Genomic DNA, 25,560 nt, shown 5'->3' with positions numbered 1-25,560 from the left:
GAATCTGTTGAATCACCCCCCGTCCGGCATTAGCTGCTGCGGGATGAGCGACACCCACAGCCCCTTCCCGCCCGACTCGCCGCTGGTCGCCGAGGTCCTGCCCTCGCCCAACCACGGCCCGCGCCTAGGGGTCGCCCGCCCGGACATGTTGCTGCTGCACTATACGGGCATGGAATCGAGCGCCGAGGCCGTCGCCTGGCTGCGCGCGCCGGAGCGGCAAGTCTCGGCGCATTACGTGGTTCTGGAGAATGGCCGCATTCTCCAGCTGGTGCCGGAAGCGCGCCGCGCCTGGCACGCCGGTGCCGCCTTCTGGGCAGGGGCCACCGACATCAACTCGCATTCGATCGGCATCGAAATCGCCAATCCTGGTCATGATTTCGGCTACCCGCCGTTCCCCGCCGTCCAGATCGAGGCCGTGACGGCGCTGGCCAAGGACATCCTGTCGCGCCAGCCCATCCCGCCCGACCGGGTGCTCGCCCATTCCGATGTCGCCCCGACGCGCAAAGGCGACCCCGGGGAGAAGTTTCCTTGGGAAATTCTGCACCGTTTCGGGGTCGGGCATCTCGTCGAGGAACTCCCGCCCAGCGACGGACGCTTCTTCATGCGCGGCGAGCACGGCCAACCCATAGAAGCGCTCCAGGCCATGCTCGCCCTGTACGGCTATGGCGTGCCGGTGAGTGGCACTTATTGCGCGCAGACCGAGGCGGTCGTCCGGGCCTTCCAGCGCCATTTCCGCCGTGCCCGTGTCGATGGCATCGCCGATGTCTCGACGCTGGCGACGCTCTACGCGCTCTGCGCGGCACGCCCGGCGGATGTGGCCGGCGCAACGTCAAGCGCCGAGACCGCCTGAAATAGCACCCCGCCTCAAATATGAGCAGGCGGAGACAGGATGCTGCGCCTGGCGCGATTATCCCGCAATCATTGTTCGTGCGCGCTGCGATGGCACCACATTGCGCGGTACTGCCGGGGGGTTGCGGCCGTCGCTTGTCGGCAATGCGACCGATCTTGTGCGGCATAGGTCACATTCGTACCTGATTGTCTTGGCTTTTCCCCGGCTTCCAAAACCGGATCGAAAGGCTTTAACCGTCTGATGAACGTTTCCCGCCTCTTCTCTGCTCTGATCGTCTCCTCCCTCTTCATTCCACTCCTACCGAACATCGTGGATGCGAAATCGATTTTCGAGCGCCCGGTGCCGCCGCCCCACGCATCTTCCGAGATAAAACTCTCATCCTCCAGAGATAATCTGACCGAACTCGTCGACCGCGAGGCGCGCGCCAACGGCATCCCCGTCGCCCTCGCCCGCGCCGTGGTGCGCATCGAGAGCAACTGGAAGGTCCAGACCACCGGGCGCGCCGGTGAGGTCGGTCTCATGCAGATCAAGCACCAGACCGCGCGCGGCATGGGCTACAAGGGCTCCCGCGCGAAACTCTACGAGCCCGCGACCAACATCCGCTGGGGCATGCGCTACCTCGCCGGCGCCTATCGTCTCGCCAGCGGCGACACCTGCGGCACCGTGATGCGCTATCAGGGCGGGCACGGCGCCAAGCGTATGTCGGCGACCGCGCGCAGCTACTGCTCCAAGGCACGCACCATCATGGCCTCAAACTGACGCCGATGCCCCGCGTGCAGGATTTGCCCTGTGGGCGGGGCGGCGCCCATTGCCTCTTCCTCCCCCGCGCACTTGACGGCGGCGTCGCACTCCCGCATGTGCAGACCGCCAGCCGGCCGGACGGCCGCGTCATCGCAAGATGCCGAGGAAAGTCCGGGCTCCACGGAGACACGGTGCCGGATAACGTCCGGCGGGGGCGACCCTAGGGAAAGTGCCACAGAAATCAGACCGCCACGGGTTCGCCCGGGGTAAGGGTGAAACGGTGCGGTAAGAGCGCACCGCGCGTCCGGCAACGGAGGCGGCACGGCAAACCCCACCGGGAGCAAAGTCGTATAGGGGTGGCACGAAGCTCTGCTTCAGGTCCCGTCTTCGGACAGCCGCCCGGGTTGACTGCTCGAGGCGCCAAGCAATTGGCGTCCCAGAGGAATGGCCGTCACGTGGGAGAAATCCCGCCATACAAAACCCGGCTTATAGGCCGGCTGGCACCCACTCTTCCCCCCGTGCCATTGGCGCCGGGCTCACGGCTTGCTACGGCTTGGTTGCCGCCAACCGTGAAGGAGCTCACCCCATGGCGATCCGCATCATTCTCGCCGGCGCCACCGGCTGGGTCGGTCGCGCGCTCACGCCCGCCATCGCCGCCGCGCCCGATCTCGAACTCGTCGCCGGCGTCGCCCGCTCCCATGCTGGCGCCGACCTCGGCACCGCGCTCGGTGGGGCCACGACCGGCGTTCCGGTCTTCGCCAGCGTCGCGGAAGCCCTCGCCGTGCCCGCCGATGTGCTGATCGACTACACTAAGCCCGGCGTGGTGAAGGCCAATGCCCGCGCCGCTTTGGAGGCCGGTCTCTGCGTCGTCATCGGAACCTCGGGGCTCGGTGCCGCCGACTACGCCGAACTTGACGACGTGGCGAAGGCGCAGCGGAAAGGGCTGCTGGCGGCCGGCAATTTTTCCATCACCGCGACGCTGCTCAAGCGCTTCACGCTGGAGGCGGCAAAGTACGTCGCCGATGTCGAGCTCATCGACTACGCCTCGGCCGGCAAGCCGGATGCCCCTTCCGGCACCGGCCGCGAACTCGCCGAAGCGCTGGCGGGCGTGCGTCAGCCGGCGACCTCGCGCCCCGTCGCCGAGGTGGTCGGCGTGCCGGAAACGCGCGGCGGCGCCTTCGGCGAAGGTCCACGCGAGGTGCGGGTGCACGCGCTGCGCCTGCCCTCCTTCGTGCTGGGGGTGGAAGCGATCTTCGGCGCGCCGGACGAGCGGCTCACCATCCGCCACGATGCCGGCTCTTCCGCCGCGCCCTATGTTGCCGGCACGCTGCTCGCCGCCCGCAAGGTTCAGGGCTGGGTGGGGGTGAAGCGCGGCCTCGACACGCTGCTCGACTGAACAGCTACCCCGTCAGTCCGATCCGGTCGCCGCCGCCGGGGGTGGGATCGGGCTGGCGAATTCGCGCGTCGTGGTGAAAGAGCGGGCATTGTCGGCCGCGCCCGTCGGCGTGGTGTCGAGCCCCAGCCATTTCGCCAGCGGAATGCTGCCGGGGGGAAGCAGGCCGGGAGGGCGCGTCGAGGCTGGCGCGGCCGGTGCGGGCGCGGGCGCTCGAGGCGCCGGATAGGCTTGCGCGGGATAGGTTTGCGCGGGATAGGCCTGAACCGGTGCGGCCGGAGCGGGCGCCGGGTAGGGATCGGCCGCATATCCCCCGTTCTCATAAGGATTCGCGGCCGGAGGGGTCAGCACCATTGGCGCCCCGACACTCCCGGCGGAGGCGCGGCTCGGCGCCGGGTAGGCGTGCGCGGGCGGATAGGTGGGTACGGCGGCCGGGCGGGCGGGTGCCAAAGGCGCAGGCGCGAGCGGCGCGGGGGCGGCGGCCTCGTCATAACCCTCCTGCTCGTCGCCCGCCGGGCCATAGTCTTCCGCCGGCTGAGCCGCGCCCGGCACGGACGACATCGGGCCCGTCTGCCAGGACGCGCCATAGGGCGGTGCCTTGTAGGCCGGCGCTTTATACACCGGCAGGCGAGGCGGAATCGGACGCTGCGCCACGGGTTTACAGGTGGTGGAGCCGGAGGCGCGGCGCATCAGGTCGATGTGGATGTGATCGTAATGATAGACGTTCGATCCGGGCGCCAGAACGACGGTGAACCGCTCGCAGGCGTCGGCCTGCACGGTGCGCAGGAAGCCGCGCGCGTCGGCGCTTCCCTTCCAGTCCTTGCGCACCGAAATCTCGCGTCCGTCGGCCAGAACGAAGCCGCCAATGTCGAGCCCGTTGCCGAAGGCGTGCTCGGAAATCTTGCCCGTCGTCGCCCCATTCATGCGCCGGCAGGAATAGGACGACATCTGCTTGATCTTGACCACAGGCTGGCCGAACCAAGCCATGGCGGCGGGCTGAACGTCCTGCGTCACCCATTGGTCGACGGCCGAGGTCATCGGGCAGGCCAGCGTCGCGCGCGGGCTAACCTCAACAGATCCTTGCGAAAAAGCCGTGATGCGGAAGGCATGGTCCATGCCGCAGGTGCCGGCGCCGTTGATGGCGCGGTCCTGGACGATGAAGGCGGAGGGCTTCACGCGGCCCTCCGCCAAACACCTTTCTTCAGCTTCCGTGCGCCAGGGTTCGCGCTGATCGAACAGCCCGAACTTGCAACCCGAAAGCCCCAGAAGGACGAGCGGGGCTACGAAAAACCAGGATACGCCGCGCGTCATGGGAAGACGCTAACCCGTCTTGGTTGACAACGGGTTAAGCCCCCCTCCCCCATGCCAAAAAGGCCCGCCGGGAGGCGGGCCTTTGCGCGTGTTCTAGGCGTGGACGATGAGTGCGATGAGGTGGACGATGAGACCGATCCGCCTCACGCGCCCTCCTCAGTGGTTGAGGTTCTTCACCACGTCCTCGACCATCTTCTTGGCGTCGGCGAACAGCATCATCGTGTTGTCGCGGAAGAACAGCTCGTTCTCGACGCCGGCATAGCCCGCCGCCATGCCGCGCTTGATGAACAGCACCGTCTTGGCCTTCTCCACGTCGAGGATCGGCATGCCGTAGATCGCCGAGGTCGGGTCGGTCTTCGCCGCCGGGTTGGTCACGTCATTGGCGCCGATGACGAAGGCCACATCCGCCTGCGCGAACTCGGAGTTGATGTCCTCCAGCTCGAACACCTCGTCATAGGGCACGTTCGCTTCCGCCAGCAGCACGTTCATGTGCCCGGGCATGCGGCCGGCGACGGGGTGGATGGCGTACTTCACCTCGACGCCTTCCTCCTTCAGCTTGTCCGCCATCTCGCGCAGCGCGTGCTGGGCCTGCGCCACCGCCATGCCGTAGCCCGGCACGATGATGACCTTGGAGGCGTTCTTCATGATGAAGGCCGCGTCCTCGGCCGAGCCCTGCTTCACCGGGCGCGTTTCCACCGCCCCGGCCGGGCCGGAGGCGCTGTCGCCGCCGAAGCCGCCCAGGATCACCGAGATGAAGGAGCGGTTCATGCCCTTGCACATGATGTAGGACAGGATCGCGCCCGAGGACCCCACCAGCGCGCCGGTGATGATCAGCGCGGTGTTGGACAGGGTGAAGCCGATGCCCGCCGCCGCCCAGCCGGAATAGGAATTGAGCATCGACACCACGACCGGCATGTCGGCGCCGCCGATCGGGATGATGATCAGCCCGCCGAGGATCAGCGAGGCGATGACGATGAGCCAGAACACGGTGTGGCTCTCGGTCGCCACCAGCACGCCGATCAGCACCACGATCAGGCCCGCGAGCGAGGCGTTGATGAGGTGGCGCGCCGGCAGCAGGATCGGCTTGCCCGACATGTTGCCGTTGAGCTTGGCGAAGGCGATGACCGAGCCGGTGAAGGTGATGGCACCGATGGCGACGCCGAGGCTCATCTCGATCAGCGCCTGGGCGTGGATATGGCCGGGATCGCCGATATGGAACGCCGCCGGCGCGTAGAGCGCCGCCGCCGCCACCATCACGGCGGCAAGGCCGACCAGCGAGTGGAACGCTGCCACCAATTGGGGCATCTGCGTCATCGCGATCTTGCGGGCGATGACCGCGCCGGCGCCGCCGCCGAGCGCGAGGCCGCCGAGCACCAGCGCCCAGCCGCCCGGGCCGGCCGGCGGGGAGGAGCCGAGCGTGGTGAGAATGGCGATGGTCATGCCGACCATGCCGAAGATGTTGCCCTGGCGGGAGGTGACCGGGCTGGAGAGCCCGCGCAGCGCCAGGATGAACAGGACACCGGAGACGAGATAGAGCAGCGCGACCAGATTGGCGTTCATGTTCGCGCTCACTTCTTCTTCGAGTACATGGCGAGCATGCGGCTGGTCACCAGGAACCCGCCGAAGATGTTCACCGCCGCCAGGACCAGGCCGACAAAGCCGAAGCCGCGCGCCCAGCCCGTGCCTTCCGCCACCGTGTCGACGCCGACCGCGAGCAGCGCGCCGACCACGATCACCGAGGAGATGGCGTTGGTCACGCTCATCAGCGGCGTGTGCAGCGCCGGGGTCACCGACCACACGACGTAATAGCCGACGAACACCGCCAGCACGAAGATGGCGAGCTGGAACACGAAGGGGTCGATCGCCCCGCCGGTCAGCGCATGCGCAGCGTTGCCGGCGAGTTCCGCATAGCTCTGCTGCGCCGCCGCGGCATAGGCCTGCGCCGCTTCCGCCGCCTGCCGCGCCACTTCCGCCGCCATCCGCGCCCCTTCGGCCGCGTTCTGCGCCATCGCCCCCTGCGCCGCGTCCGAGACGCCAGGCGCGTTCTGGGCGAGTATCACGCCCCCTGCCGGATTGGCCATTTCCTCGATTCCCTTATCTCTGTCTCTGCCGGGCCGTCCCACTCCCCGAAGCCGGAGGCCCGCTTTGTTCCGTGATGCGGTCGTCTTGCCGAAGCCGCACGCGGCGGCCATTGGAGCAGCCGGCAAACCGGCTGGCGTCGTGCCGAACGCTTCCCCCTTCGCGCCCTCATCCCCGGGCTTGACCCGGGGACCCAGCCTGAAGCCGGGCCACCCGGAAGACCTGGGTGCCCGGGTCAAGCCCGGGCATGAGGGAAGAAAGTGAAGCCCGAAGGCCGCGTCATCGCCGGCCCTCAGCCCGCCCGGCTCACGCCGCCGACGCGCCCTCGGCCGCCGGCGCCGGCGCCGGCGCCGATTCCTGCGGCGCGAAGCCGGGATGCACCACCGCCCCGTCCTTGGTCAGCAGCGTCGCCTTCACCAGCTCGTCGTCCCACTTCACGCTGAGCGCCTTCGATCCCTTGTCCACCAGCGTCTCGACGAAGGCGTAGAGGTTCTTGGCGTAGAGCTGCGAGGCGGTCGCCGCCAGCCGGCCCGGCACGTTGAGATGCCCGACGATCTTCACCCCGTTGGCGGTCGTCACCACCTCGCCCGGCACCGCGCCCGCGACATTGCCGCCACGCTCCACCGCGAGGTCGATGATGACCGAGCCCGGCTTCATCGACGCCACCATGTCGGCCGAGACCAGCTTGGGGGCCGGGCGGCCGGGGATCAGCGCCGTGGTGATGACGATGTCCTGCTTGGCGATGTGGCTGGCGGTCAGCGCCGCCTGCTTGGCCTGGTACTCCGCCGACATCGCCTTGGCGTAGCCGCCGGAGGTTTCCGCCTGCTTGAACTCCTCGTCCTCGACGGCGATGAACTTCGCCCCGAGGCTCTCGACCTGTTCCTTCGCCGCCGGGCGCACATCGGTGGCCGAGACCACCGCGCCGAGGCGCCGCGCCGTGGCGATGGCCTGCAGCCCGGCCACGCCCGCGCCCATGATGAACACGCGCGCCGCCGGCACCGTGCCGGCCGCCGTCATCATCATCGGGAAGGCCCGGCCGAACTCGGACGAGGCGTCGATCACCGCGCGGTAGCCGGCGAGATTCGCCTGGGAGGACAGCACGTCCATCACCTGCGCGCGGGTGATGCGCGGCATCAGCTCCATGGCGAACAGCGACACGCCGGTGCCGGCGATCTCGCCGAGCGCGGCCTCATGGCCGTGCGGGTCGGCGATGGCGATGACCAGCGCGCCCTTGTTGGCACCCTTGAGCGCGGCGGCTTCCGGCCGGCGCACGGCGAGCACGATGTCCGCCCCGGCGACGGCGGCAGCGTTATCCGCCACCACGGTCGCCCCCGCGCCCTCATACTCCCCGTCGCCAATCCCCGACGCCGCCCCCGCCCCCGAGGCGACAAAAACCGTCGCACCAAGCCCGATATAGCGCTTTACCGTGTCGGCACTGGCCGCCACGCGCGGCTCGAACCGCGCTTCTTCCTTCAAAATTGCGATGCGCACTGCCTCACTCCCAAGATCGCCTTCCTCCCGAGAAGGTCATTGGCCGTCTTCTTCATGCGTCGGCAGGGACGGGCCGGTGGGGCTCCGCTCGCCGGCCCGGCACCCCCGGCCGGTTCCGCCACCCGTGTCACCCGCGGCAGCGCGCGGGGAATTTCCGGGGACGAAGGCCGTCGAGACGCCTGGGACCGCATGCGCGACACGCATAGTGGTATACAGAATTCCGCATGCCAGCAAGACGATTCCGGCAGGCCTCCGGCGCGGAAATGCACCCCGGATCGCCGCCGCCGCGCCTGCCGCTACGGCACGCTCTTGTGATGGGATCCGCCCTCGGCGTCGCGAAAGGGACACGCTGCGGTGCAAGATAACATCCGGGAGACAGAAGTAGACTTTTGGTTCATATGAGGGTTCGCCGGTGCTGCGCATCGGCAAGCCCACCGACGGAGGATATCATGGTTAGCAGGCGTGGACGCGCGACCAAAATCGTGGCGACGCTGGGTCCGGCATCTTCGAGCCCGGAGATGATCAAGGCCCTGTACGAGGCCGGGGTCGATGTGTTCCGGCTGAATTTCAGCCACGGCACGCAGGAAAACCATGGAAGGGTGCTCGCATCTGTGCGCGCACTTGAGAAGGAAGTCCGCCGGCCGATCGGCGTGCTCGCCGACCTGCAGGGCCCGAAGCTGCGCCTCGGCCGCTTCGAGAACGGCTTCATCAACCTGACCGCCGGCTCGACCATCCGCTTCGACACCGACCCGACCCCGGGCAACGAGACCCGCGTCTCGATCCCGCACCCGGAAATTCTCGAAGCCCTCAATGAGGGCTCCACCGTGCTGCTCGACGATGGCAAGGTGCGCGTGCGCGTGGTGAAGAAGGGCGCCGGCTTTATCGAGGCCGAGGTGGTGGCCGGCAACAAGCTGTCCAACAACAAGGGCTTCAACGTCCCCGACGTGCTGCTCCCCGTCTCGGCCCTCACCGACAAGGACCGCGCCGACCTGTTCTTCGCCCTCGACCTCGGCGTCGAGTGGATCGCGCTCTCCTTCGTGCAGCGCCCCGAGGACGTGATCGAGGCCAAGGAGCTGATCCAGGGCCGCGCCCAGATCAACCTGAAGCTGGAGAAGCCGCTGGCGGTCGAGCACCTCACCCGCCTCACCGAGCTGTCCGACAGCATCATGGTGGCGCGCGGCGATCTCGGCGTCGAGCTGTCGCTGCCGGAAATCCCGGCGCTGCAGAAGCGCGTGATCCGCGAATCCCGCCGCCTCGGCAAGCCGGTGATCGTGGCTACGCAGATGCTGGAATCCATGATCAGCGCGCCCGTGCCGACCCGCGCCGAGGTCTCCGACGTCGCCACCGCCGTCTATGACGGCGCCGACGCGGTGATGCTCTCGGCCGAGAGCGCCGCCGGCCAGTACCCGGTGGAAGCCGTAGCGATGATGGACCAGATCATCAAGCAGGTGGAGCGCGACCCCGGCTACCGCGCCATCATCGAATCGCAGCGCCCGGAGCAGGGCCATTCGGTGGCCGATGCGGTGACGCAGGCCGCCTATCACGCGGCGCTGTCGACCAATGCGGCGGCGATCTGCACCTATACGCTCTCGGGCACCACCACGCTGCACGCCGCGCGCGAGCGCCCGCGCATCCCGATCATCGGCATTGCCAGCCAGCTCTCCACCGCCCGCCGGCTGGTGATGTCCTATGGCGTGCATGTGGTGCACGCGCCGGAGGAGATCCACACCTTCGGCGAGATGGCGGCCAAGGCGACGCAGGTGACGGTGGACCACGGCTTCGCGACGGAAGGCGACCTCATCGCCATCACCGCCGGCGTGCCCTTCGCCACCCCCGGCACCACCAATGTGCTGCGGCTCGTCACCATCGACAAGACGATGGCGCACCGCACCCCGCGCCCGGAAGAGAGCGGCGATTCCATGCGCCCGCGCGCCGCGGCGATGAAGGCGGATGACGCCGTGCTGCGCTCCGCGCCGCTGGAGCCGAAGGCCGACTGACGCGCCGCACCGCGCGCGCATGCGAAAGGCCCGGCACGCGCCGGGCCTTTTTCATGGTGGCGGGGCTAAGCCCGACGCTACCAACGGAAATGCCGCCGGGCAAAAGCGAGCACCGCCTCGTCCTCGGTTTCGATCGCGTAGAACGAACTGTCGAAGGCGCGCACCATCAGCCATGGCGACGCCGCCGCTCGCTCGAAGGCGCGGAACTCCCCGGTGATGACCTGAAGAAGGGTTTCCGCGCGGGTGCGCAGGGCCGCGCCCGAGAGGCGCTGGCCGGTTCCGGCCATCGCCTGCGCCCAGGCGATGTCGTGGCCCCGTGTGGCCGTCGCCCAGAATTCCCCCTCCTCGCCATGATCCAGCTCCCACGCGGCAAGGTCGCCACGCGGCTGCAAGAGGTGGAGAATGTCGCGCAGATGAACGGCGCGACCGTCCTCCCGCACGGATCGGAAGTCAAAGGAGGCCATAAGGCAGCGTGGCACACAGGGCGCGCGGCGGGCAACGTGATAGACTCGCGCCGCGCCAGGCCCGCAGGCGTGCCGGAACCCAACGCCCCGCGCGCCGTTGCCCGGTCTATGATGGCGCACCTGGCCCGCGCCCGCCAACCCCATGGAGACCGACCATGATCCTGACCGGCGGCTGCAATTGCGGGGAGGTGCGCTATGAAATCGAGGGCGCGCCGCTGCGCACCGGGCTGTGCCATTGCGCCACCTGCCGCAAACAGTCCGGCTCGGCCTTCTCCTTCTTCGCCATCTGGCCGCGCTCAAGCGTGACGCTGTCGGGCGAACTCGCCTGCTGGCAGGCGCGGGCCGGCGGGGAGCGCTTCTGCCCGCGCTGCGGGTCGCAGCTGTTCTGCTGGGAGGAGGGTTCGGACGAGATCGAGGTCAAGCTCGGCACGCTGGACGAGCCGCCCTCCGCGCTGGTGCCGTCCTATGAGCTGTGGACCATCCGCCGCGAGCCCTGGCTGGCGCCGCAGCAGGGCGCGGAGCAGCACGCGAAGGACCGGCCCGCTGAGGCGGACTAGAGCCTGATCCGACCAAGCCGATTCGACCGCACCGGATCAGGCTCTAAATGATTGATAGAGAACCTTTTCCCGATCGGATTGCGATGCCATCAGATCGGAACGTGCTCTAGCCGGGCGAGGGTGGAAGGGTCAGGCGGGACGCCCCTGCCGCCCAGCGCCGACAGGCAAGGAGGGGGCTCGCCACGCGGCCGGCTCTGCCGGTATCTTGAGGCGGCCTTATCGCCCCCCGTCGTCCCGGACCGCCCGCCCCCATGACGCCGCGCCCTGCCCTCGTCGCGCCCGCCGCCGCCACGCCCGCAGCCCCCGCCGCAGCTCCCTCCCAAAGGCTGCTCTGCCTCGACGGGCTGCGCGGGGTCGCCGCCTGTTCGGTGGTGGCGTTCCATTTCTTCTATGCCTTCACCCCGGCGCCCTTCACCGATTGGGGCCGCACCGGCTTCGGCCTGTGGGACACGCCGCTGGCGGTGCTGTGGAACGGACATTTCGCCGTCGCCCTCTTCTTCGTGCTGTCCGGCTTCGTGCTCGCCGCCTCGGCGCCGCGCACCGCCCGCGAGGCGCCGGCGCTGATCGGCCTGCGCTATCTCAGGCTCGCCCTGCCCGCCCTCGTCTCCTCGGCGCTCGCCTGGGCGTGGCTGAACGGCTTTCCCGAGGCGGCGCGCGACGTGCAGGCGATGACCGGCAGCCGCTGGTTCCGCTGGACCTATCAGCCGCCGCTCCCGCCCTTCGATCAGGCGCTGTGGGAAGGCGGGATCGGCGTGTTTCTCACCGGCACGACGCGGTTCAACAACCCGCTCTGGACCATGCAGGCGGAGTTCTTCGGCTCGGTGCTGATCTATGGTTCCTATGCGCTGCTGCCCGGCCGGGCGCGCCCGCCGGCCATGGCGCTGGGCGCGTTGGTCCTTGCCGCGCTGGGACAGTTCTCGCTCGCCGCCTTTTGCGGCGGGGCGCTGGTCTATGAGGGCCGTCACCTCCTGCGCGACCATAAGCGGGGCGGCGCGCTCCTCGGCCTGCTCGGTCTCGTGCTCGGCGCCACCTATCCCGGCCATTCCAGCGAGGGCGGCCTCCTTCCCCTGCTGCAATCCTGGCTCGGCGTCGACGGGCCCCGGCAGATCGGCGCGGTGATGGTGCTGGTGGCGCTGCTCATCACCCCGCCGCTGCGGCGCCTGTTCGAGAGCGTGCCGCTGCAGCGCCTCGGCGAACTCTCCTTCCCGCTCTATCTCGTGCACGTGCCGCTCATCGTCGCGCCGGCCTGCGCTTTCTATGCCCGCTTCGGCCCGCTGGAGCCGGCGGCGCTGGCCGGGCTGTTCGCCGCCACCTTCCTCGCCGCCCTCGCTTTGGCGACGCTGTTCCTCCTCGCGGTGGAACGGCCGGTTCTGGCCGGGCTGCGGGCGCTACGCGGCCGGCTGCGACGCCGCCCCGTGCCGGGCTGACGCCGCGACAGGTCGCCGCTTTCCATCCATACCGGTACAAGCTGTTGTTTCCTCGCCCCGCCTTTCGTGATCTTAAGCATGTCTGGCCGCGCTGTTTCGGCCACCCGGCCCGTCCCCCGGGCATCAAGGAGAGCCGCGTTGCGGGTCACGAAAGCCAAGGTCGCCGAGCACAGAAGGGCGATTCTGGAAACCGCCTCGCGCCTGTTCCGCGAACGCGGCATCAAGGATGTCGGCGTCGCCGAGATCATGCAGGCGAGCGGGCTGACCCATGGCGCCTTCTATGGCCATTTCCGTTCCAAGGCCGACCTTGCCGACCAGGCCTGCCGCGAAGCCTGCGCGGAAGGCATCGAGAGCTGGCTGCACTCTGCGGATTTGACCGCGCTGCTCGACCGCTACCTCACCCCGGCGCATCGCGACGCCCCGGCGCGCGGCTGCGCCCTTTCCGCGCTCGGCGCCGAGGTCGCGCGCCAGTCGCCCGAGCTGCAGAAGAGCTATGCCGAAGGGCTGGAGGGCTTTCTCGCCGCGCTGGAACGGCACATGAAGGAGGCCACGCCCGAAGAGCGGCGGCGGCAGGCGCTGGCGGTGCTTTCCGGCATGATCGGCGCGCTGACCCTGGCGCGCGGCGTGGCCGAAGGCGACCCGGCGCTGTCCGCCGAGATCCTCGCCGCCATGCGCGAGACGCTGCGGGCGAAGTTCGGCGCTTAAAACCCGCACGCCTAGAGCCTGATCCGATCAGGTTGAAACAACCTGATCGGTGAACCAGATCGGAACGTGCTCTAAGGGCGCGATTGCTCTACCCCGCCGCCTGCAACGCTTTGCGGAAGCGCAGCACGGCGAGGCCGAAAAAGGCGGCGCCGATGGCGGCGAGCGCGAGCAGGTTCGGCCAGATCACCGCCAGCCCGGCACCGCGATAAAGCACCGCCTGCGACAAAGCGACGAAATGGGTGGAGGGCGAGAGCTGCATCACATTCTGCAGCCAGACCGGCATGCTCTCCATCGGCGTGGTCGAGCCCGACAACAGGTTCATGATGATCAGCGCCGGCATGACGATGAGGCCGAACTGCGCCATGGAGGTGGAAACGGTCGCCACCAAGATGCCGAGCGCCGTGACCGAGAACTGGTAGACCAGCATGGAGGCGACGAAGAGCACCACGGAGCCCTGCACCGGCACGTGAAGCAGCCGCTCGACCACGATGAGCAGCGACAGCGTCGCCGCCACCACGATGACGAGGCCATTGGCCCAGATCTTCGCCAGCATGATCTCGATCGGCGTCACCGGCATGACCAGCAGGTGCTCGATCGTGCCGTGCTCGCGCTCGCGGATCAGCGCCGCGCCGGAGAGGATGACGGCGAGCATGGTGACATTGTTGATCACCTGCATCACCGCCGTGAACCAGGCGGAGGTGAGATTGGCGTTGAATTTCGGCCGGATCACCACGCTCACCGGCGCCTCGCCCGTGCTGGAGGCGACGGCCGAGCGGGCGGCCAGCGCCGCCGCCACTTCCTGCGTCAGGATGTTCTGGATATAGGCGGCGCCATTGCCCGCCTGCGACATGGCGGTCGCGTCGATATCGAGCTGCAAGGCCGGGTCGCGGCCGGCGATCAGGTCGTGCTCGAACTTCGGCGGGATGGTGAGCACGAAGACATAGCGCCCGGAATCCATCGCCGCGTCGACCTCGCGGGCGGTGATGACGACCGGCTGCTTGAAGAAGGGTTGCAGCAGCGCGTCGCGCAGCTGGCGCGACAGCGCGCTCTGGTCCTCGTCCACCACCGCCACCGCGGCGTTCTCCACCTCGAACTTGGCCCCGGCCGAAACGGTGTAGACCGCAACGGTGAAGGTGTAGAGGATCAGCCCCGCCAGCACCGGGTCGGCCTTGAGGCTGTAGAGTTCCTTGATGCCGAGGCGCCAGATGCGCATGAGGCGGGCGAACATGCTCACGCCCCCTGCTTGCGCAGCGCCAGCATGGCGCCGGCGATGAAGACAAGCGCGAGCACGAACACCATGGCGATGTCGTGCCACAGCACGCCGAAGCCGAGCGCCTTGGTGAAGGTGCCGACGCTCACCTGCTGATACCAGGCCGAGGGGAAGGCGAGCCCCATCAGCCGCGCCCCGCCCGACAGCGACGAAACCGGCACCAGCAGGCCGGAGAAATTCACCGCCGGGATGATGGCGACGATGGCGGTGGCGAAGATCGCCGCCACCTGGCTCTGCACGAAGCTCGACACCAGCAGGCCGAAGGCGGTGGTGGCGAACACATAGACCAGCGAGCCGAAGGCCAGCGTGACGAAGGAGCCCTTCACCGGCACCGCGAACACCAGCCATGCCGCCGCCACCATGGTGAGGAAGCTGACAAAGGCGATGGCGACATAGGGTAGCTGCTTGCCGAGCAGGAATTCGAACCGGGTCACCGGCGTCGACTGGAAATTGGTGATGGAGCCGGTCTCCTTCTCCTTCACCACGCCGAGCGCGCTCATGATGGCGGGGATCAGCACCAGCATCAGCATGATGACGTTCGGCACCATGGCGTTCACGCTCTTGAACGCCTGATTGTAGCGGTAGCGCGGCTCCAGGGTGAACGGCGCGGCGGCGCTCGCCCGGCCGGTGGCGCGCTGCTCCGCATCCGCGAGATAGCTCTGGGCGATACCCTGGACATAGCCGCGCGTGGTCTCGGCCCGGAACGGCATGGAGCCGTCGAGCCAGACGCCGATTTCCGGCGTGCGCTCGCGCAGCAGGTCGCGGCCGAAATTCGGGGGGATCTCGATGGCGAGCTTCAGCTCCCCGCTTTTCAGCCGGGTTTCGAGTTCCTCGATGGAAGATATGGGCGCATGGGTCTCGAAATAGCGCGAGCCCTCGAAGCTCTCCAAGACCTGCCGGCTCTGGGCGCTGCGGTCCTGGTCGAAGGCGGCATAGGGCAGCTTCTCGACATCGAAGGAAATGCCGTAGCCGAAGGTGAACAGGAGCAGGATCGGGCCGATGAGGGCGAAGGCGAGGCGGGCGGGGTCGCGCACGATCTCCAGCGCCTCGCGCCGAGCATAGGCCCAGAGCCGGCCGGCGTCGAAGCGCTTCACCGGCGCCAGCGTCGCCGGGCGTTGCTTCAGTTCCACCGCGCCGGATTCGCGCCCCATCCCGGCCTCTTCCAGCACGGTGATGAACACCTCTTCCAGCGTGTCCATGCCGCGCTCGCGCTTCAGCGCCGCCGGCGTGCCGACCGCCAGCACCCGGCCGGCATGCATCAGCGAGATGCGGTCGCAACGCTCGGCCTCGTTCATGAAATGGGTGGAGAGGAAGATCGTCACCCCATCCTGGCGCGAGAGTTCGATCAGCGTGCGCCAGAAACCGTCGCGCGCCACCGGGTCGACGCCGGAGGTCGGCTCGTCGAGGATGAGGATTTCCGGGCGATGGATCACCGCCACGGCGAGCTGCAGCCGCTGGCGGATGCCGAGCGGCAGGCTTTCCGGCCGCACATCGGCGACATCGGCGAGGTCGAAACGGGCCTCCATCTCGGCGACGCGCGCCTCGCGGTCGGCGATCTCGAACAGCTCGGCGTGCAGCACGAGATTCTGCCGCACGGTGAGTTCGCCATAGAGCGAAAAGGCCTGCGACATGTAGCCGACGCGCTTGCGCGTTTCCATGTCGCCGCCGGCGAGCGGGGCGCCGAACAGCTTCGCCTCGCCCTCGCTGGCGGGCAGAAGGCCGGTGAGCATCTTCATCGTCGTCGACTTGCCCGAGCCGTTGGAGCCGAGAAAGCCGAAGATCTCGCCGCGCTCGATGCGGAAATTCACATGGTCGACGGCGACGAAATCGCCGAAGCGGCGGGTGAGCCCGTTGGCCTCGATCGCCGGCTCGCCGTCATGGACGACGCGCGGCAGGTCCGGCAGCGGGCCGTCCTGCGCCCGCGCGGCCTCGGGCAGCAGGGCGACGAAGGCGCGCTCCAGCGTGGCCTCCCCGGCCTGCGCGCGGATGTCGGCCGGGCTGCCGGTGGCGAGCACGCGCCCGGCATTCATCGCCGCCAGCCAGTCGAAGCGCTCCGCCTCCTCCATATAGGCGGTGGCGACAATGACGCTCATCGACGGGCGGCGCTCGCGCAGCCGCGCCATCAGTTCCCAGAACTGCCGGCGCGACAGCGGGTCGATGCCGGTGGTCGGCTCGTCGAGAATGACGAGATCGGGGTCGTGGATCAGCGCGGCGCAGATGCCGAGCTTCTGCTTCATGCCGCCCGAGAGCTTGCCGGCCGGGCGCGCTGCGAAAGGGGAAAGGCCGGTGGCGGCGAGCAGTTCCGCGATGCGCTCTTCCCGCTCTGCCGCACCCTGGCCGAACAGCCGGCCGAAAAAGTCGAGATTCTCGGCGATGGACAGCGTCGGGTAGAGATTGCGCCCCAGCCCCTGCGGCATGAAGGCGATGCGCCCGCCCGCCTGCCGACGCCAGTCGCGCGCCGCCATGTCGCCGCCGAGCACGCAGACGCGCCCCTCCTGCAGGCGGGTGACGCCGGCGGCAAGGCCGAGCAGGGTCGATTTGCCCACCCCGTCCGGCCCGATCAGCCCGGCCATGCAGCCCGCCGGCACGGCGAGGTCCACCGCGTCCAGCGCCAGCGTCTTGCCATAGCGATGGGTGACGCCGGCAAGCGCGAGGACGGGCGTGCCCGCATCCCCGCTCATTGCGGCAGCTTGACCGCGAGCATGTCCGGCCAGGCCGTCGCCGGATCGGTGCGGACATAGGCGAGACCGCGCACCCCGGCCTTCACCCGGTCCTCATATTGGCGCAGCAGTTCCGGCGCGATACGCAGCTTGACGCGGAACATCAGCTTTTCGCGCTCATCCGCCGTCTCCACCGCCTTCGGCGTGAACTGCGCGCCGGTGGCGACGAAGCTCACCTTGGCCGGCACGACATAATCCGGCGCCGGATCGAGAATGATGCGCGCCTCGTCGCCCATGGCGAGCCGCCCGGCGACGCGCGCCGGCACGAACACGGTCATGTAAACGTCGGACAGGTCGAGCAGGGTGACGATGGGCGCGCCGGCGGCCACCACCTCGCCCGACTGCACCAGCCGGTATTCGACCCGGCCGCGCCGGGGCGCCCGCAAGGTGGAATCGTCGATCAGCGACTGCACCCGCGCCACCTCCGCCCGCGCGGCATCGGCGGCGGCGTCCGCCTCGTCCAGCGAGGCATGGGCCGCCTTGAGCGCGGCCAGCGCGACATTGAGCTGGCTCTGGCGCAGATCGAGCGATTGGGCGGTGCCGAAGCCGCTCTCCTTCAGCTTGGAAGCGCGCTCATGTTCCTGCTGCGCCAGCGTGCGCTCGCTCTCGCGCTGGGCAATGGCGGCTTCCGCCTCGGCAATGGCCTTTTCCGCCCGGCGCACCTGCGCCTGCGCGCCGGCGAGCTGGGCTTCCAGCTCGGACGTGTCCATGCGGGCGACCACCTGCCCGGTCTCCACCGTCTGGCCCTCTTCCACCAGCACGGTGAGCACGCGGCCGGCGAGCTTGGCGGCGACCAGCACCTGCTCGGCCTCGATCCGCCCATTGGTAGAGAAGATGCCGGCCGGCAGCCGGTTGCCGGTGAGCTTGGCGATCAGCCCCTGCAGCCGCGCGCCGAGGGACGCGGGCGGCGTCGTGGACGCCCCCTCCTGCGCCGCGACGGGCGAGGCCAGAGCGACCGCGAGCACGAGCGCGAGAGAGAAAGCCTGGAACCGTCGCTGACCTGCCATCGTGGCTCCCTAGGATTGCAGCCGCTCATCAAGAGGATGGGGCGCCGCGCCGCATCCACCAGTTGCTCGCGAAACATTGTCCACGAACAGATGCGCATGAGTAGCCGTCATTTGCACCTGCGTCTTGACCACGATCAACGAAGGGACCCCCATGAGCCTGTTGGATGCCGCCGCCATCACCCCTGAGGTTCCCTTGATGAAGGCCATGGTCCTCCATGCCACTGGCGAGGCGCTGCGTTTCGAACAGCGCGCGCTGCCGGCGCCCGGCCCCGGGGAAATCCGGGTGCGGGTGGAAGCCTGCGCCGTGTGCCGCACCGATCTCCACGTCGTCGATGGCGATCTGCCGCCCGGCCCGCTGCCCATCATTCCCGGCCATGAGGTGGTCGGCATTGTCGAGGCGCAGGGCGAGGGGGTCGAGACGCCGCCGCTCGGCACCCGCGTGGGAATCCCGTGGCTCGGCCATAGCTGCGGCCACTGCCCCTATTGCGCCAGCCAGCGCGAGAATTTGTGCGACGCTCCCGCCTTCACCGGCTACACCCGCGACGGCGGCTTCGCCTCGCATATCGTCGCCGATGCCGCCTTCTGCTTTCCGCTCATCGGCTTCGACGACCCCGTCGCCGCCGCGCCGCTGATGTGCGCCGGGCTGATCGGCTGGCGCACGCTGAAACTGGCGGGGGAGGCGCAGCGCGTCGGGCTCTATGGCTTCGGCGCCGCCGCCCATCTCATCGCCCAGCTCTGCCGCTGGCAGGGGCGCGAGGTCTATGCCTTCACCCGCGCCGGGGACGAAGGCGCGCAACAGCTCGCCCTCTCGCTCGGCGCGCGCTGGGCGGGAAGCTCCGGCGAAGCACCGCCGGTGCCGCTCGACGCTGCGCTGATCTTCGCCCCCGTCGGCGCGCTGGTGCCGCTCGCCTTGCGCGCGGTGCGAAAAGGCGGCCGGGTGGTGTGCGGCGGCATCCATATGAGCGACATTCCGCAATTCCCTTATTCGCTTCTGTGGGAAGAGCGGCAGGTGCTGTCGGTCGCCAACCTCACGCGTGAGGACGCGCGGGAATTCCTCGCCCTCGCCCCGCAGGCCGGGGTGCGCGCGACCACCCATGTCTACCGGCTGGAACAGGCCAATGACGCCCTCGCCGATCTGCGCGCGGGGCATTTTCAGGGGGCGGCGGTGCTGGTTCCGTGACCCGGCAGGCGCGCGCCCTATCTCACCCAACGGCAACCCACGCAGAGGACAGAGCAATGGCATCGCAGCAGGCGACGGACACTCTCGCGCCGGACCTTCTCAACCGCATGAACGCCTGGTGGCGGGCGGCGAACTATCTCTCTGTCGGGCAGATCTACCTGCTCGCCAACCCGCTGCTGCGCGAGAAGCTGACGCTGGAACATGTGAAGCCCCGCCTGCTCGGCCATTGGGGCACGACGCCAGGGCTGAACTTCCTCTATGTCCATCTCAACCGGCTGATCCGCGACACCGGCGCGGAAGTGCTGTTCATCGCCGGCCCCGGCCATGGCGCGCCCGGCGTGGTGGCGGCGACCTATCTGGAAGGCACCTATAGCGAGCTCTACCCCGATGTCTCGCAGGACGAGGCCGGGCTGTGCCGGCTGTTCCGGCAGTTCTCCTTCCCCGGCGGCATTCCCAGCCACGCGGCGCCGGAGACCCCCGGGTCGATCCATGAAGGCGGCGAGCTCGGCTATTCGCTCTCCCACGCCTATGGCGCGGTGCTGGACAACCCGGAGCTGATCGTTGCCTGCGTCGTCGGCGATGGCGAGGCCGAGACCGGCCCGCTCGCCACCTCCTGGCACGGCAACAAGTTCCTCAACCCCGCCAGCGACGGCGCGGTGCTGCCGATCCTGCACCTCAACGGCTACAAGATCGCCAACCCGACCATTCTCGCCCGCATCCCGCATGAGGAGCTGAAAAGCCTGTTCGAGGGCTATGGCTACGACCCGATCTTCGTCGAGGGCGAAGACCCCGAGCCGATGCATCAGGCGATGGCGGCGGCGCTCAATGAAGCGCATGACAAGATCCGCGCGATCCAGGACGCGGCGCGCACGCGCGGCGACACCGACCGCCCGCGCTGGCCGATGATCGTGCTGCGCTCGCCGAAGGGCTGGACCGGCCCGAAGACGGTGGATGGCAAGAAGGCCGAGGGCTTCTGGCGCTCGCATCAGGTGCCGTTCTCCGACATGTCGAAGCCCGAGCACCTGACCCTGCTCGAAGACTGGATGAAGAGCTACAAGCCGGAAGAGCTGTTCGACGCGGCGGGCACGCTGAAGCCCGAGATCGCCTCGCTGGCGCCGGAGGGGGTGAAGCGCATGAGCGCCAACCCGCACGCCAATGGCGGCGCGCTGCGCCGGCCGCTGCGCCTGCCGGATTTCACCGCCTATGCGGTGGAGGTCGCCCATCCCGGCGAGAAGGAACTGGAATCCACCGCCATCATGGGCGCCTTCCTGCGCGACGTGATGAAGGACAATGCGGCGTCGAAGAATTTCCGCGTCTTCGGCCCGGATGAGACCGCCTCGAACCGGCTGCAGGCGCTGTTCGAGGTGACCAACCGCGCCTGGGACGCGGAGACGCTGTCCTATGACGACCATCTCGCCCGCGACGGGCGGGTGATGGAAATGCTGTCTGAGCATATGTGCCAGGGCTGGCTGGAGGGCTATCTGCTCACCGGCCGGCACGGGCTGTTCTCCTGCTACGAGGCGTTCATCCACATCGTCGATTCGATGTTCAACCAGCACGCCAAATGGCTGAAATCCGCCTCCGAGGTGGAATGGCGCCGGCCCATAGCCTCGCTCAACTACCTGCTCACCTCGCATGTCTGGCGGCAGGACCATAATGGCTTCAGCCACCAGGACCCCGGCTTCATCGACCATGTGGTGAACAAGAAGGCGGAGATCGTGCGCGTCTACCTGCCGCCGGACGCCAACACCCTGCTTTATGTCACCGACCACTGCCTGCGCTCGTGGAACCGGGTCAATGTCATCGTCGCCGGCAAGCAGCCCGCGCCGCAATGGCTCGACATGGACAGCGCGATCAAGCACTGCGCCAAGGGCATCGGCATGTGGGAATGGGCCTCCACCGATGGCGGCGTCGACCCCGACGTGGTGCTGGCCTGCGCCGGCGACGTGCCCACGCTGGAAACGCTGGCCGCCGCCGACCTGCTGCGCGACTTCTTCCCGGACCTCAAGGTGCGCGTGGTCAATGTGGTCGACCTGATGACGCTGCAGCCGCAGTCCGAGCACCCGCACGGCCTGTCGGACAAGGATTTCGACGCGCTGTTCACCACCGACAAGCCGGTCATTTTCGCCTATCACGGCTATCCCTGGCTCATCCACCGCCTCGCCTATCGCCGCACCAACCATGACAACATGCATGTGCGCGGCTATGTCGAGGAAGGGTCCACCACCACGCCCTTCGACATGGTGGTGCGCAACCGGCTGGACCGCTTCCATCTCGTCGCCGACGTGCTCGACCGGGTGCCGCAGCTCAAGACCAACACCCATGTGCGGCAGGCGATCCGCGACAAGCTGACCGAGCACGCCCGCTATATCCGCGCCCACGGCCTCGACATGCCGGAAGTGCGGGAGTGGAAATGGTCCGGCGGGAAGTGACCGGCGCCGGCCGCTAGGAAACGAAGCCGGCAACGCAGCGCGTGCCGGCTTCCCCCCGCATCCCTCCGTCATCCCGACCGATCGTTCCTGACCTTCTGACAGCTGGCCGACAGCCTCCCGCCGCTAGCCTCCCTGTGTTCGCCGCTGACGGCGATCACTGGATCAGGAACACATCATGAAGAAGATCGTTGCCGGCCTCGTCGCCTTCTCCGTCCTCGCCCCCGTCGCCGCTTTCGCCGGCCCGGTCTGCACGACGGAAGCCAAGGACAAGTGGATGAGCGAGGATGCCATGAAGGCCAAGGTGGCCGAGATGGGCTATCAGAAGATCAAGACCTTCAAGGTCTCCGGCTCCTGCTACGAAATCTATGGCTACACCAAGGACAACAAGAAGGCCGAAGTCTATTTCAACCCGGTGACCGGCGCCGTCGTCAAGGCCGAGATCGACTGATGACCGACAGGGTCGCTCAGGCCGGCGGCGTCACGCCGTCGGCCGCGGGCGCGAACGTCCGGGTGTGGGATCCGGTCGTGCGCCTGTTCCACTGGACCGTCGTCGCCGGCTGCGTCCTCAACCTGTTCGTTCTGGAAGATGGCGAGCTGCCGCATAAGATCGTCGGCTATGCCGTCGCTGCCGCGCTCGTCATCCGCCTCGTCTGGGGCTTCATCGGCACGCGGCACGCCCGTTTCGCCGACTTCGTACCGACACCCTCCCGGCTCATGGCCTATGTCCGCGCCCTCTTGCGTGGCGAGGAGCCGCGCATGCTCGGCCACAACCCGGCCGGCGCGGTGATGATGCTGGCGCTGATGGCGCTGCTCGCCGCCGTCTGCCTCACCGGCTGGATGACGACGCTGGACGCCTTCTGGGGCGAGGACTGGCTGGAGGAGCTTCACGAGGGCCTCGGCAATGCCATACTGGTGCTTGCCCTGCTGCACGCGGCGGCGGCGCTGTTCGAGAGCTGGCGCCACCGCGAGAACCTCGTATGGTCGATGGTGACGGGCTGGAAAAGGCGGTGAGCGCGGATGCGGCTTCTCCTCGTTGAAGACAGCGCGCGGCTGCGCGACCTCGTCGGCGAGACCATCCGCATGGCGGGCTGGCGGCTCGACGCGGTCGGCGGGGTGGAGGAGGCGCAGGAGGCGCTGGCCACCACCCATTACGACCTCGTTCTGCTCGATCTCGGCCTGCCCGATGGCGACGGGCTCGATGTGGTGCGCGGCCTGCGGCGCAGCCGCAGCAGCATGCCGGTGCTGGTGCTGACCGCGCGCGGCGCGGTGGATGAGCGCATTGCCGGGCTCGACGCCGGCGCCGACGACTACCTCACCAAGCCGTTCAATAATGGCGAACTGCTCGCCCGCGCCCGCGCCCTGCTGCGGCGCGCGCCGGTTTCCGCCGAGCCGGTGCTGGAAGCGGGGGCTCTGCGCTTCGACCCGGCGACGCAGGAAGCGCGCTGCGGAGAAGAGGTGATCGCGCTGGCCCCGCGCGAGCGGGCGACGCTGGAAATATTGCTGCGCAATGCCGGCCGGGTGACGCCGAAGCGCGGGCTGGAGGAAACGCTTTCCGAATATGACGAGGAGATCAGCCCCAACGCCATCGAGGTGCTGATGTCGCGACTGCGCCGGCGGCTCGCCCCCTACCCCACCCGCACCGCCATCGAGACGGTGCGTGGCGTCGGCTATCTCCTGCGCGAGACCGAAGGGTGAAGCGGACCGGCCGCGCGCCGCTGGGGCGCCTCGTCGCGCTGCGCATCGTGCTGTTCGCCGCGCTGGCCATGCTGGCGCAACTCGTCGCCGTGCTGATCGACTATGGCAGCGACCCCGACAATATGGCCCGGCTGGTGCTGGAGCAGGAAAGCGCGGAACTCGCCGCCGGCCTGTCCCTGCACGACACCCGCCTCGCCTATGAACTGCCGGAGGAACTGCGCCGGCGCTACGGCGCGGCGGGCACGGGTTATGTCGCCCGCGTGCGCACCGCGCAGGGCGTGGTGCTGTTTTCCCATTGCGACCAGGCCTGCACCGCGCATTTCCTGCCCCTCGACCTCAACCCGCCCTCCTTCTGGCTGCGCATCATCGCCCCGGGCTATCCGCTGAGCTTCGCGGGCGGGCGCACGGTGGACATCGGCCCGCGCGCCGCCTTCATCGAAGTGGCGGTGACCGGCGACCCGCAGGGCGCGGTGTGGGGCGTGCTGGCGCATGAGGTGCTGGACCATATGGTGCTGCCGATGAGCCTCACTTTGCTCTTCGTGCTCGGCGCCACGCTGCTCTCCATCCGGGCCGCGCTGCGTCCGGTGACGGCGGCGGCCGAGCAGGCGGAGCGGCTCGACCCGCTGAGCCCCGATGCGCGGCTCAACGAGGCCGGCATGCCGCGCGAGATCGCCCAGCTGGCCGGGGCGGTGAACCGTTCCTATGCCCGCACCCGCGAATTGATGAACGCGCAGAAGCTGTTCACCTCCGCCATCGCCCATGAGATCCGCACGCCGCTGGCGGTGATCCGGCTCGAACTGGAAAACATCGACCACCCCGCCGCGCGCCGCACGCTGGGGGAGCTGGACGAACTCGCGCATTTCATCGACCAGATGGTGATGCTGGCGCGGCTTGAGGCGGCGGACCGCAGCGGTTTCACGCCCGTCGCGCTGGACGAGATCGGCCGCGAGATCGTCGGCACGCTGGCGCCCATCATCTATGCGCGGGGCGCCCGCATCGGCTTCGAGGAAGCCGGCGACGTTTATGTGCCCGGCAATGCCGCCCTGCTGAAGGACGCGGTGCGCAATCTGATCGAGAACGCGCTGCGCCATGGCGGGCCGGGCGTTTCCATCACGGTGCGCACCGATGACGGCCCGGGCATCAGCGTCATCGATGACGGGCGCGGCTTCGACCCCGACGCGCCGGGCGAGGCGACCGACCCGCCCGGCCATTACCGCCGCGCCGGCGGGCTCGGCATCGGGCTGGAAATCGTCCGCCGCATCGCCGCGCTGCATGGCGGGCGGCTGGCAATCGCCCGCCTCGCCCCGCACGGCACCGTGGCGCGGCTGGTGTTTAGCCCCGCCCCGGTCACACCCGCGCGATGAGCGCCTGCGCTGCGGCCGGGTTGCGCGGCTTGAAGCCGGAGATGACGAACAGGAACACCTCGCGCGGCGTCACTTCCGCCGGCGGGGCGAGCAGGGCCGGCTTGTGGGCTTCCGGCGTCTCGCCCTTGGCCCAGGCCCGCGCGGTGGCGGCCCAGCCATCGAGCGCCGTCTCGCCATAGCCGAGCGCTTCGTCCTCCGTTGTTCCCATGATGCGGGCATAGACGAAGGGCGCGGTGACATCGGCGATGGCGGGGAACTCGCTGTCGCCGGCATGGACGATGGCGACGCCATGCTCGCGCGCCAGAGCGACGAAATCCGGCGATTTGAAGCTCTCATGCCGCACCTCCACCGCGTGGCGGATGTCGCGGCCGTCGACGCGCTTGGGCAGGAGCTTGAGGAAGGCGGCGAAATCGTCGGGATCGAATTTCTTGGTGGCCATGAACTGCCAGTTCACCGGGCCGAGCTTTTCCTTCAGCTCGGTGACGCCGCTGTTGAAGAAGCGCTCGATCGATTCACCCGCCTCGGCCAGCACCCGGCGATTGGTGGTGAAGCGCGGGCCTTTCAGCGTGAAGACGAAGCCTTCCGGCGTCTCCGCATGCCATTTGGCGAAGCTCTCGGGCTTTTGCGAGCCGTAATAGGTGCCGTTGATCTCGATGGCGGTGAGCTTCGACGCGGCATATTCCAGCTCGCGCTTCTGGGTCAGGCCGTCGGGATAGAACACCCCGCGCCAGGGCTCGAAGGTCCAGCCGCCGACGCCGATGCGGATGGGTGCGGAAGGGGACATGGAACCTCACACAAGCGGTGCACAGCAGGATTTGCAGAGTGTTTATCATCCCCGCTGTGGTTTAACCCGGAAATCATGAAAAAGATCGCGGTA

The 25,560-nt window shown here is 68.6% G+C and carries 22 protein-coding genes and 1 other RNA gene; 14 read left to right on the top strand and 9 right to left on the bottom strand.

Annotated elements, in window-relative coordinates:
- Positions 1–43 precede the first annotated feature (43 nt).
- The 4 genes from ACO07Z_RS15675 to dapB all read left to right on the top strand — a co-directional run bounded on the left by ACO07Z_RS15675 (position 44) and on the right by dapB (position 2,987).
- Positions 44–850, top strand: a complete 807-nt coding sequence (locus ACO07Z_RS15675) for an N-acetylmuramoyl-L-alanine amidase (RefSeq protein ID WP_421699554.1) — start codon at positions 44–46, stop codon at positions 848–850.
- Between the two features lie 240 nt (positions 851–1,090).
- Positions 1,091–1,609, top strand: coding sequence for a transglycosylase SLT domain-containing protein (locus ACO07Z_RS15670; protein WP_421699553.1), 519 nt, complete (start codon positions 1,091–1,093; stop codon positions 1,607–1,609).
- A gap of 108 nt (positions 1,610–1,717) precedes the next feature.
- Positions 1,718–2,096: RNase P RNA component class A (gene rnpB / locus ACO07Z_RS15665), an RNA gene on the top strand.
- A gap of 81 nt (positions 2,097–2,177) precedes the next feature.
- On the top strand, positions 2,178–2,987 hold the full coding sequence (dapB, locus tag ACO07Z_RS15660) for a 4-hydroxy-tetrahydrodipicolinate reductase (protein WP_421699552.1): 810 nt from the start codon (positions 2,178–2,180) through the stop codon (positions 2,985–2,987).
- 12 nt (positions 2,988–2,999) lie between these two features.
- On the opposite strand, the gene ACO07Z_RS15655 is transcribed toward dapB, so the two are convergent.
- The 4 genes from ACO07Z_RS15655 to ACO07Z_RS15640 all read right to left on the bottom strand — a co-directional run bounded on the left by ACO07Z_RS15655 (position 3,000) and on the right by ACO07Z_RS15640 (position 7,865).
- Positions 3,000–4,295, bottom strand: a complete 1,296-nt coding sequence (locus ACO07Z_RS15655; RefSeq protein ID WP_421699551.1) for an extensin family protein — start codon at positions 4,293–4,295, stop codon at positions 3,000–3,002.
- Positions 4,296–4,451: 156 nt separating this feature from the next.
- Positions 4,452–5,855 (bottom strand): NAD(P)(+) transhydrogenase (Re/Si-specific) subunit beta, encoded by a 1,404-nt coding sequence (locus ACO07Z_RS15650; RefSeq protein WP_421699550.1) that lies wholly within the window; start codon positions 5,853–5,855, stop codon positions 4,452–4,454.
- 8 nt (positions 5,856–5,863) lie between these two features.
- Positions 5,864–6,304, bottom strand: coding sequence for a proton-translocating transhydrogenase family protein (locus tag ACO07Z_RS15645; protein WP_244450829.1), 441 nt, complete (start codon positions 6,302–6,304; stop codon positions 5,864–5,866).
- Between the two features lie 376 nt (positions 6,305–6,680).
- A complete protein-coding gene (locus tag ACO07Z_RS15640; protein WP_421699549.1) occupies positions 6,681–7,865 on the bottom strand; it encodes a Re/Si-specific NAD(P)(+) transhydrogenase subunit alpha in 1,185 nt (394 codons plus the stop codon).
- Positions 7,866–8,314: 449 nt separating this feature from the next.
- On the opposite strand from ACO07Z_RS15640, the gene pyk reads away from it, so the two are divergent.
- The gene (pyk, locus tag ACO07Z_RS15635; protein ID WP_421699548.1) at positions 8,315–9,862 is read left to right on the top strand and encodes a pyruvate kinase; all 1,548 of its coding nucleotides are present in this window, start codon (positions 8,315–8,317) and stop codon (positions 9,860–9,862) included.
- Between the two features lie 77 nt (positions 9,863–9,939).
- Here the strand turns inward: pyk and ACO07Z_RS15630 are convergent, their stop codons facing one another.
- Complete coding sequence (locus ACO07Z_RS15630; protein ID WP_421699547.1) at positions 9,940–10,302, bottom strand: hypothetical protein; 363 nt, start codon at positions 10,300–10,302, stop codon at positions 9,940–9,942.
- A 179-nt stretch (positions 10,303–10,481) separates the two neighbouring features.
- Between ACO07Z_RS15630 and ACO07Z_RS15625 the strand changes: the two genes are divergently transcribed.
- From ACO07Z_RS15625 to ACO07Z_RS15615, 3 genes are all read left to right on the top strand, one after another.
- The gene (locus ACO07Z_RS15625) at positions 10,482–10,883 is read left to right on the top strand and encodes a GFA family protein (RefSeq protein ID WP_421699546.1); all 402 of its coding nucleotides are present in this window, start codon (positions 10,482–10,484) and stop codon (positions 10,881–10,883) included.
- Positions 10,884–11,134: 251 nt separating this feature from the next.
- The gene (locus ACO07Z_RS15620; RefSeq protein WP_421699545.1) at positions 11,135–12,310 is read left to right on the top strand and encodes an acyltransferase family protein; all 1,176 of its coding nucleotides are present in this window, start codon (positions 11,135–11,137) and stop codon (positions 12,308–12,310) included.
- A gap of 138 nt (positions 12,311–12,448) precedes the next feature.
- The gene (locus ACO07Z_RS15615) at positions 12,449–13,015 is read left to right on the top strand and encodes a TetR/AcrR family transcriptional regulator (protein ID WP_421699544.1); all 567 of its coding nucleotides are present in this window, start codon (positions 12,449–12,451) and stop codon (positions 13,013–13,015) included.
- A gap of 88 nt (positions 13,016–13,103) precedes the next feature.
- Here ACO07Z_RS15615 and ACO07Z_RS15610 read toward each other — a convergent pair whose 3' ends face one another.
- From ACO07Z_RS15610 to ACO07Z_RS15600, 3 genes are read right to left on the bottom strand one after another with little or no spacing between them, the layout of a single operon-like run.
- Positions 13,104–14,243, bottom strand: a complete 1,140-nt coding sequence (locus ACO07Z_RS15610) for an ABC transporter permease (protein ID WP_421699543.1) — start codon at positions 14,241–14,243, stop codon at positions 13,104–13,106.
- Between the two features lie 2 nt (positions 14,244–14,245).
- The gene (rbbA, locus tag ACO07Z_RS15605) at positions 14,246–16,966 is read right to left on the bottom strand and encodes a ribosome-associated ATPase/putative transporter RbbA (RefSeq protein ID WP_421699542.1); all 2,721 of its coding nucleotides are present in this window, start codon (positions 16,964–16,966) and stop codon (positions 14,246–14,248) included.
- Positions 16,963–18,012 (bottom strand): HlyD family secretion protein, encoded by a 1,050-nt coding sequence (locus ACO07Z_RS15600; protein WP_421699541.1) that lies wholly within the window; start codon positions 18,010–18,012, stop codon positions 16,963–16,965. Before ACO07Z_RS15600 ends, rbbA begins: the two co-directional genes overlap by 4 nt.
- A 196-nt stretch (positions 18,013–18,208) precedes the next feature.
- On the opposite strand from ACO07Z_RS15600, the gene ACO07Z_RS15595 reads away from it, so the two are divergent.
- The 6 genes from ACO07Z_RS15595 to ACO07Z_RS15570 all read left to right on the top strand — a co-directional run bounded on the left by ACO07Z_RS15595 (position 18,209) and on the right by ACO07Z_RS15570 (position 24,683).
- Positions 18,209–19,192, top strand: coding sequence for a zinc-dependent alcohol dehydrogenase family protein (locus ACO07Z_RS15595; RefSeq protein ID WP_421700829.1), 984 nt, complete (start codon positions 18,209–18,211; stop codon positions 19,190–19,192).
- A gap of 56 nt (positions 19,193–19,248) precedes the next feature.
- Entirely contained in the window at positions 19,249–21,624 is a 2,376-nt protein-coding gene (locus tag ACO07Z_RS15590) for a phosphoketolase family protein (protein WP_421699540.1), read from the top strand.
- A gap of 175 nt (positions 21,625–21,799) precedes the next feature.
- Positions 21,800–22,072, top strand: a complete 273-nt coding sequence (locus tag ACO07Z_RS15585) for a PepSY domain-containing protein (protein ID WP_421699539.1) — start codon at positions 21,800–21,802, stop codon at positions 22,070–22,072.
- Positions 22,072–22,635: a cytochrome b/b6 domain-containing protein gene (locus ACO07Z_RS15580; RefSeq protein WP_421699538.1), complete on the top strand. Its 564-nt coding sequence runs from the start codon at positions 22,072–22,074 to the stop codon at positions 22,633–22,635. The genes ACO07Z_RS15585 and ACO07Z_RS15580 overlap by 1 nt, the downstream gene beginning before the upstream one ends.
- A gap of 6 nt (positions 22,636–22,641) precedes the next feature.
- Positions 22,642–23,319, top strand: coding sequence for a response regulator transcription factor (locus ACO07Z_RS15575; protein ID WP_421699537.1), 678 nt, complete (start codon positions 22,642–22,644; stop codon positions 23,317–23,319).
- Entirely contained in the window at positions 23,316–24,683 is a 1,368-nt protein-coding gene (locus ACO07Z_RS15570; RefSeq protein ID WP_421699536.1) for an ATP-binding protein, read from the top strand. The genes ACO07Z_RS15575 and ACO07Z_RS15570 overlap by 4 nt, the downstream gene beginning before the upstream one ends.
- Here the strand turns inward: ACO07Z_RS15570 and ACO07Z_RS15565 are convergent.
- Positions 24,667–25,467: a DUF72 domain-containing protein gene (locus tag ACO07Z_RS15565; RefSeq protein WP_421699535.1), complete on the bottom strand. Its 801-nt coding sequence runs from the start codon at positions 25,465–25,467 to the stop codon at positions 24,667–24,669. The two genes, ACO07Z_RS15570 and ACO07Z_RS15565, sit on opposite strands and share 17 nt — an antisense overlap.
- Positions 25,468–25,560 lie beyond the last annotated feature (93 nt).

This window comes from Ancylobacter sp. (assembly GCF_965229075.1).
Lineage (GTDB): Bacteria > Pseudomonadota > Alphaproteobacteria > Rhizobiales > Xanthobacteraceae > Ancylobacter.
Note: the sequence above shows the minus strand (reverse complement) of the source record. Positions and strands in the feature narration are given on the sequence as shown.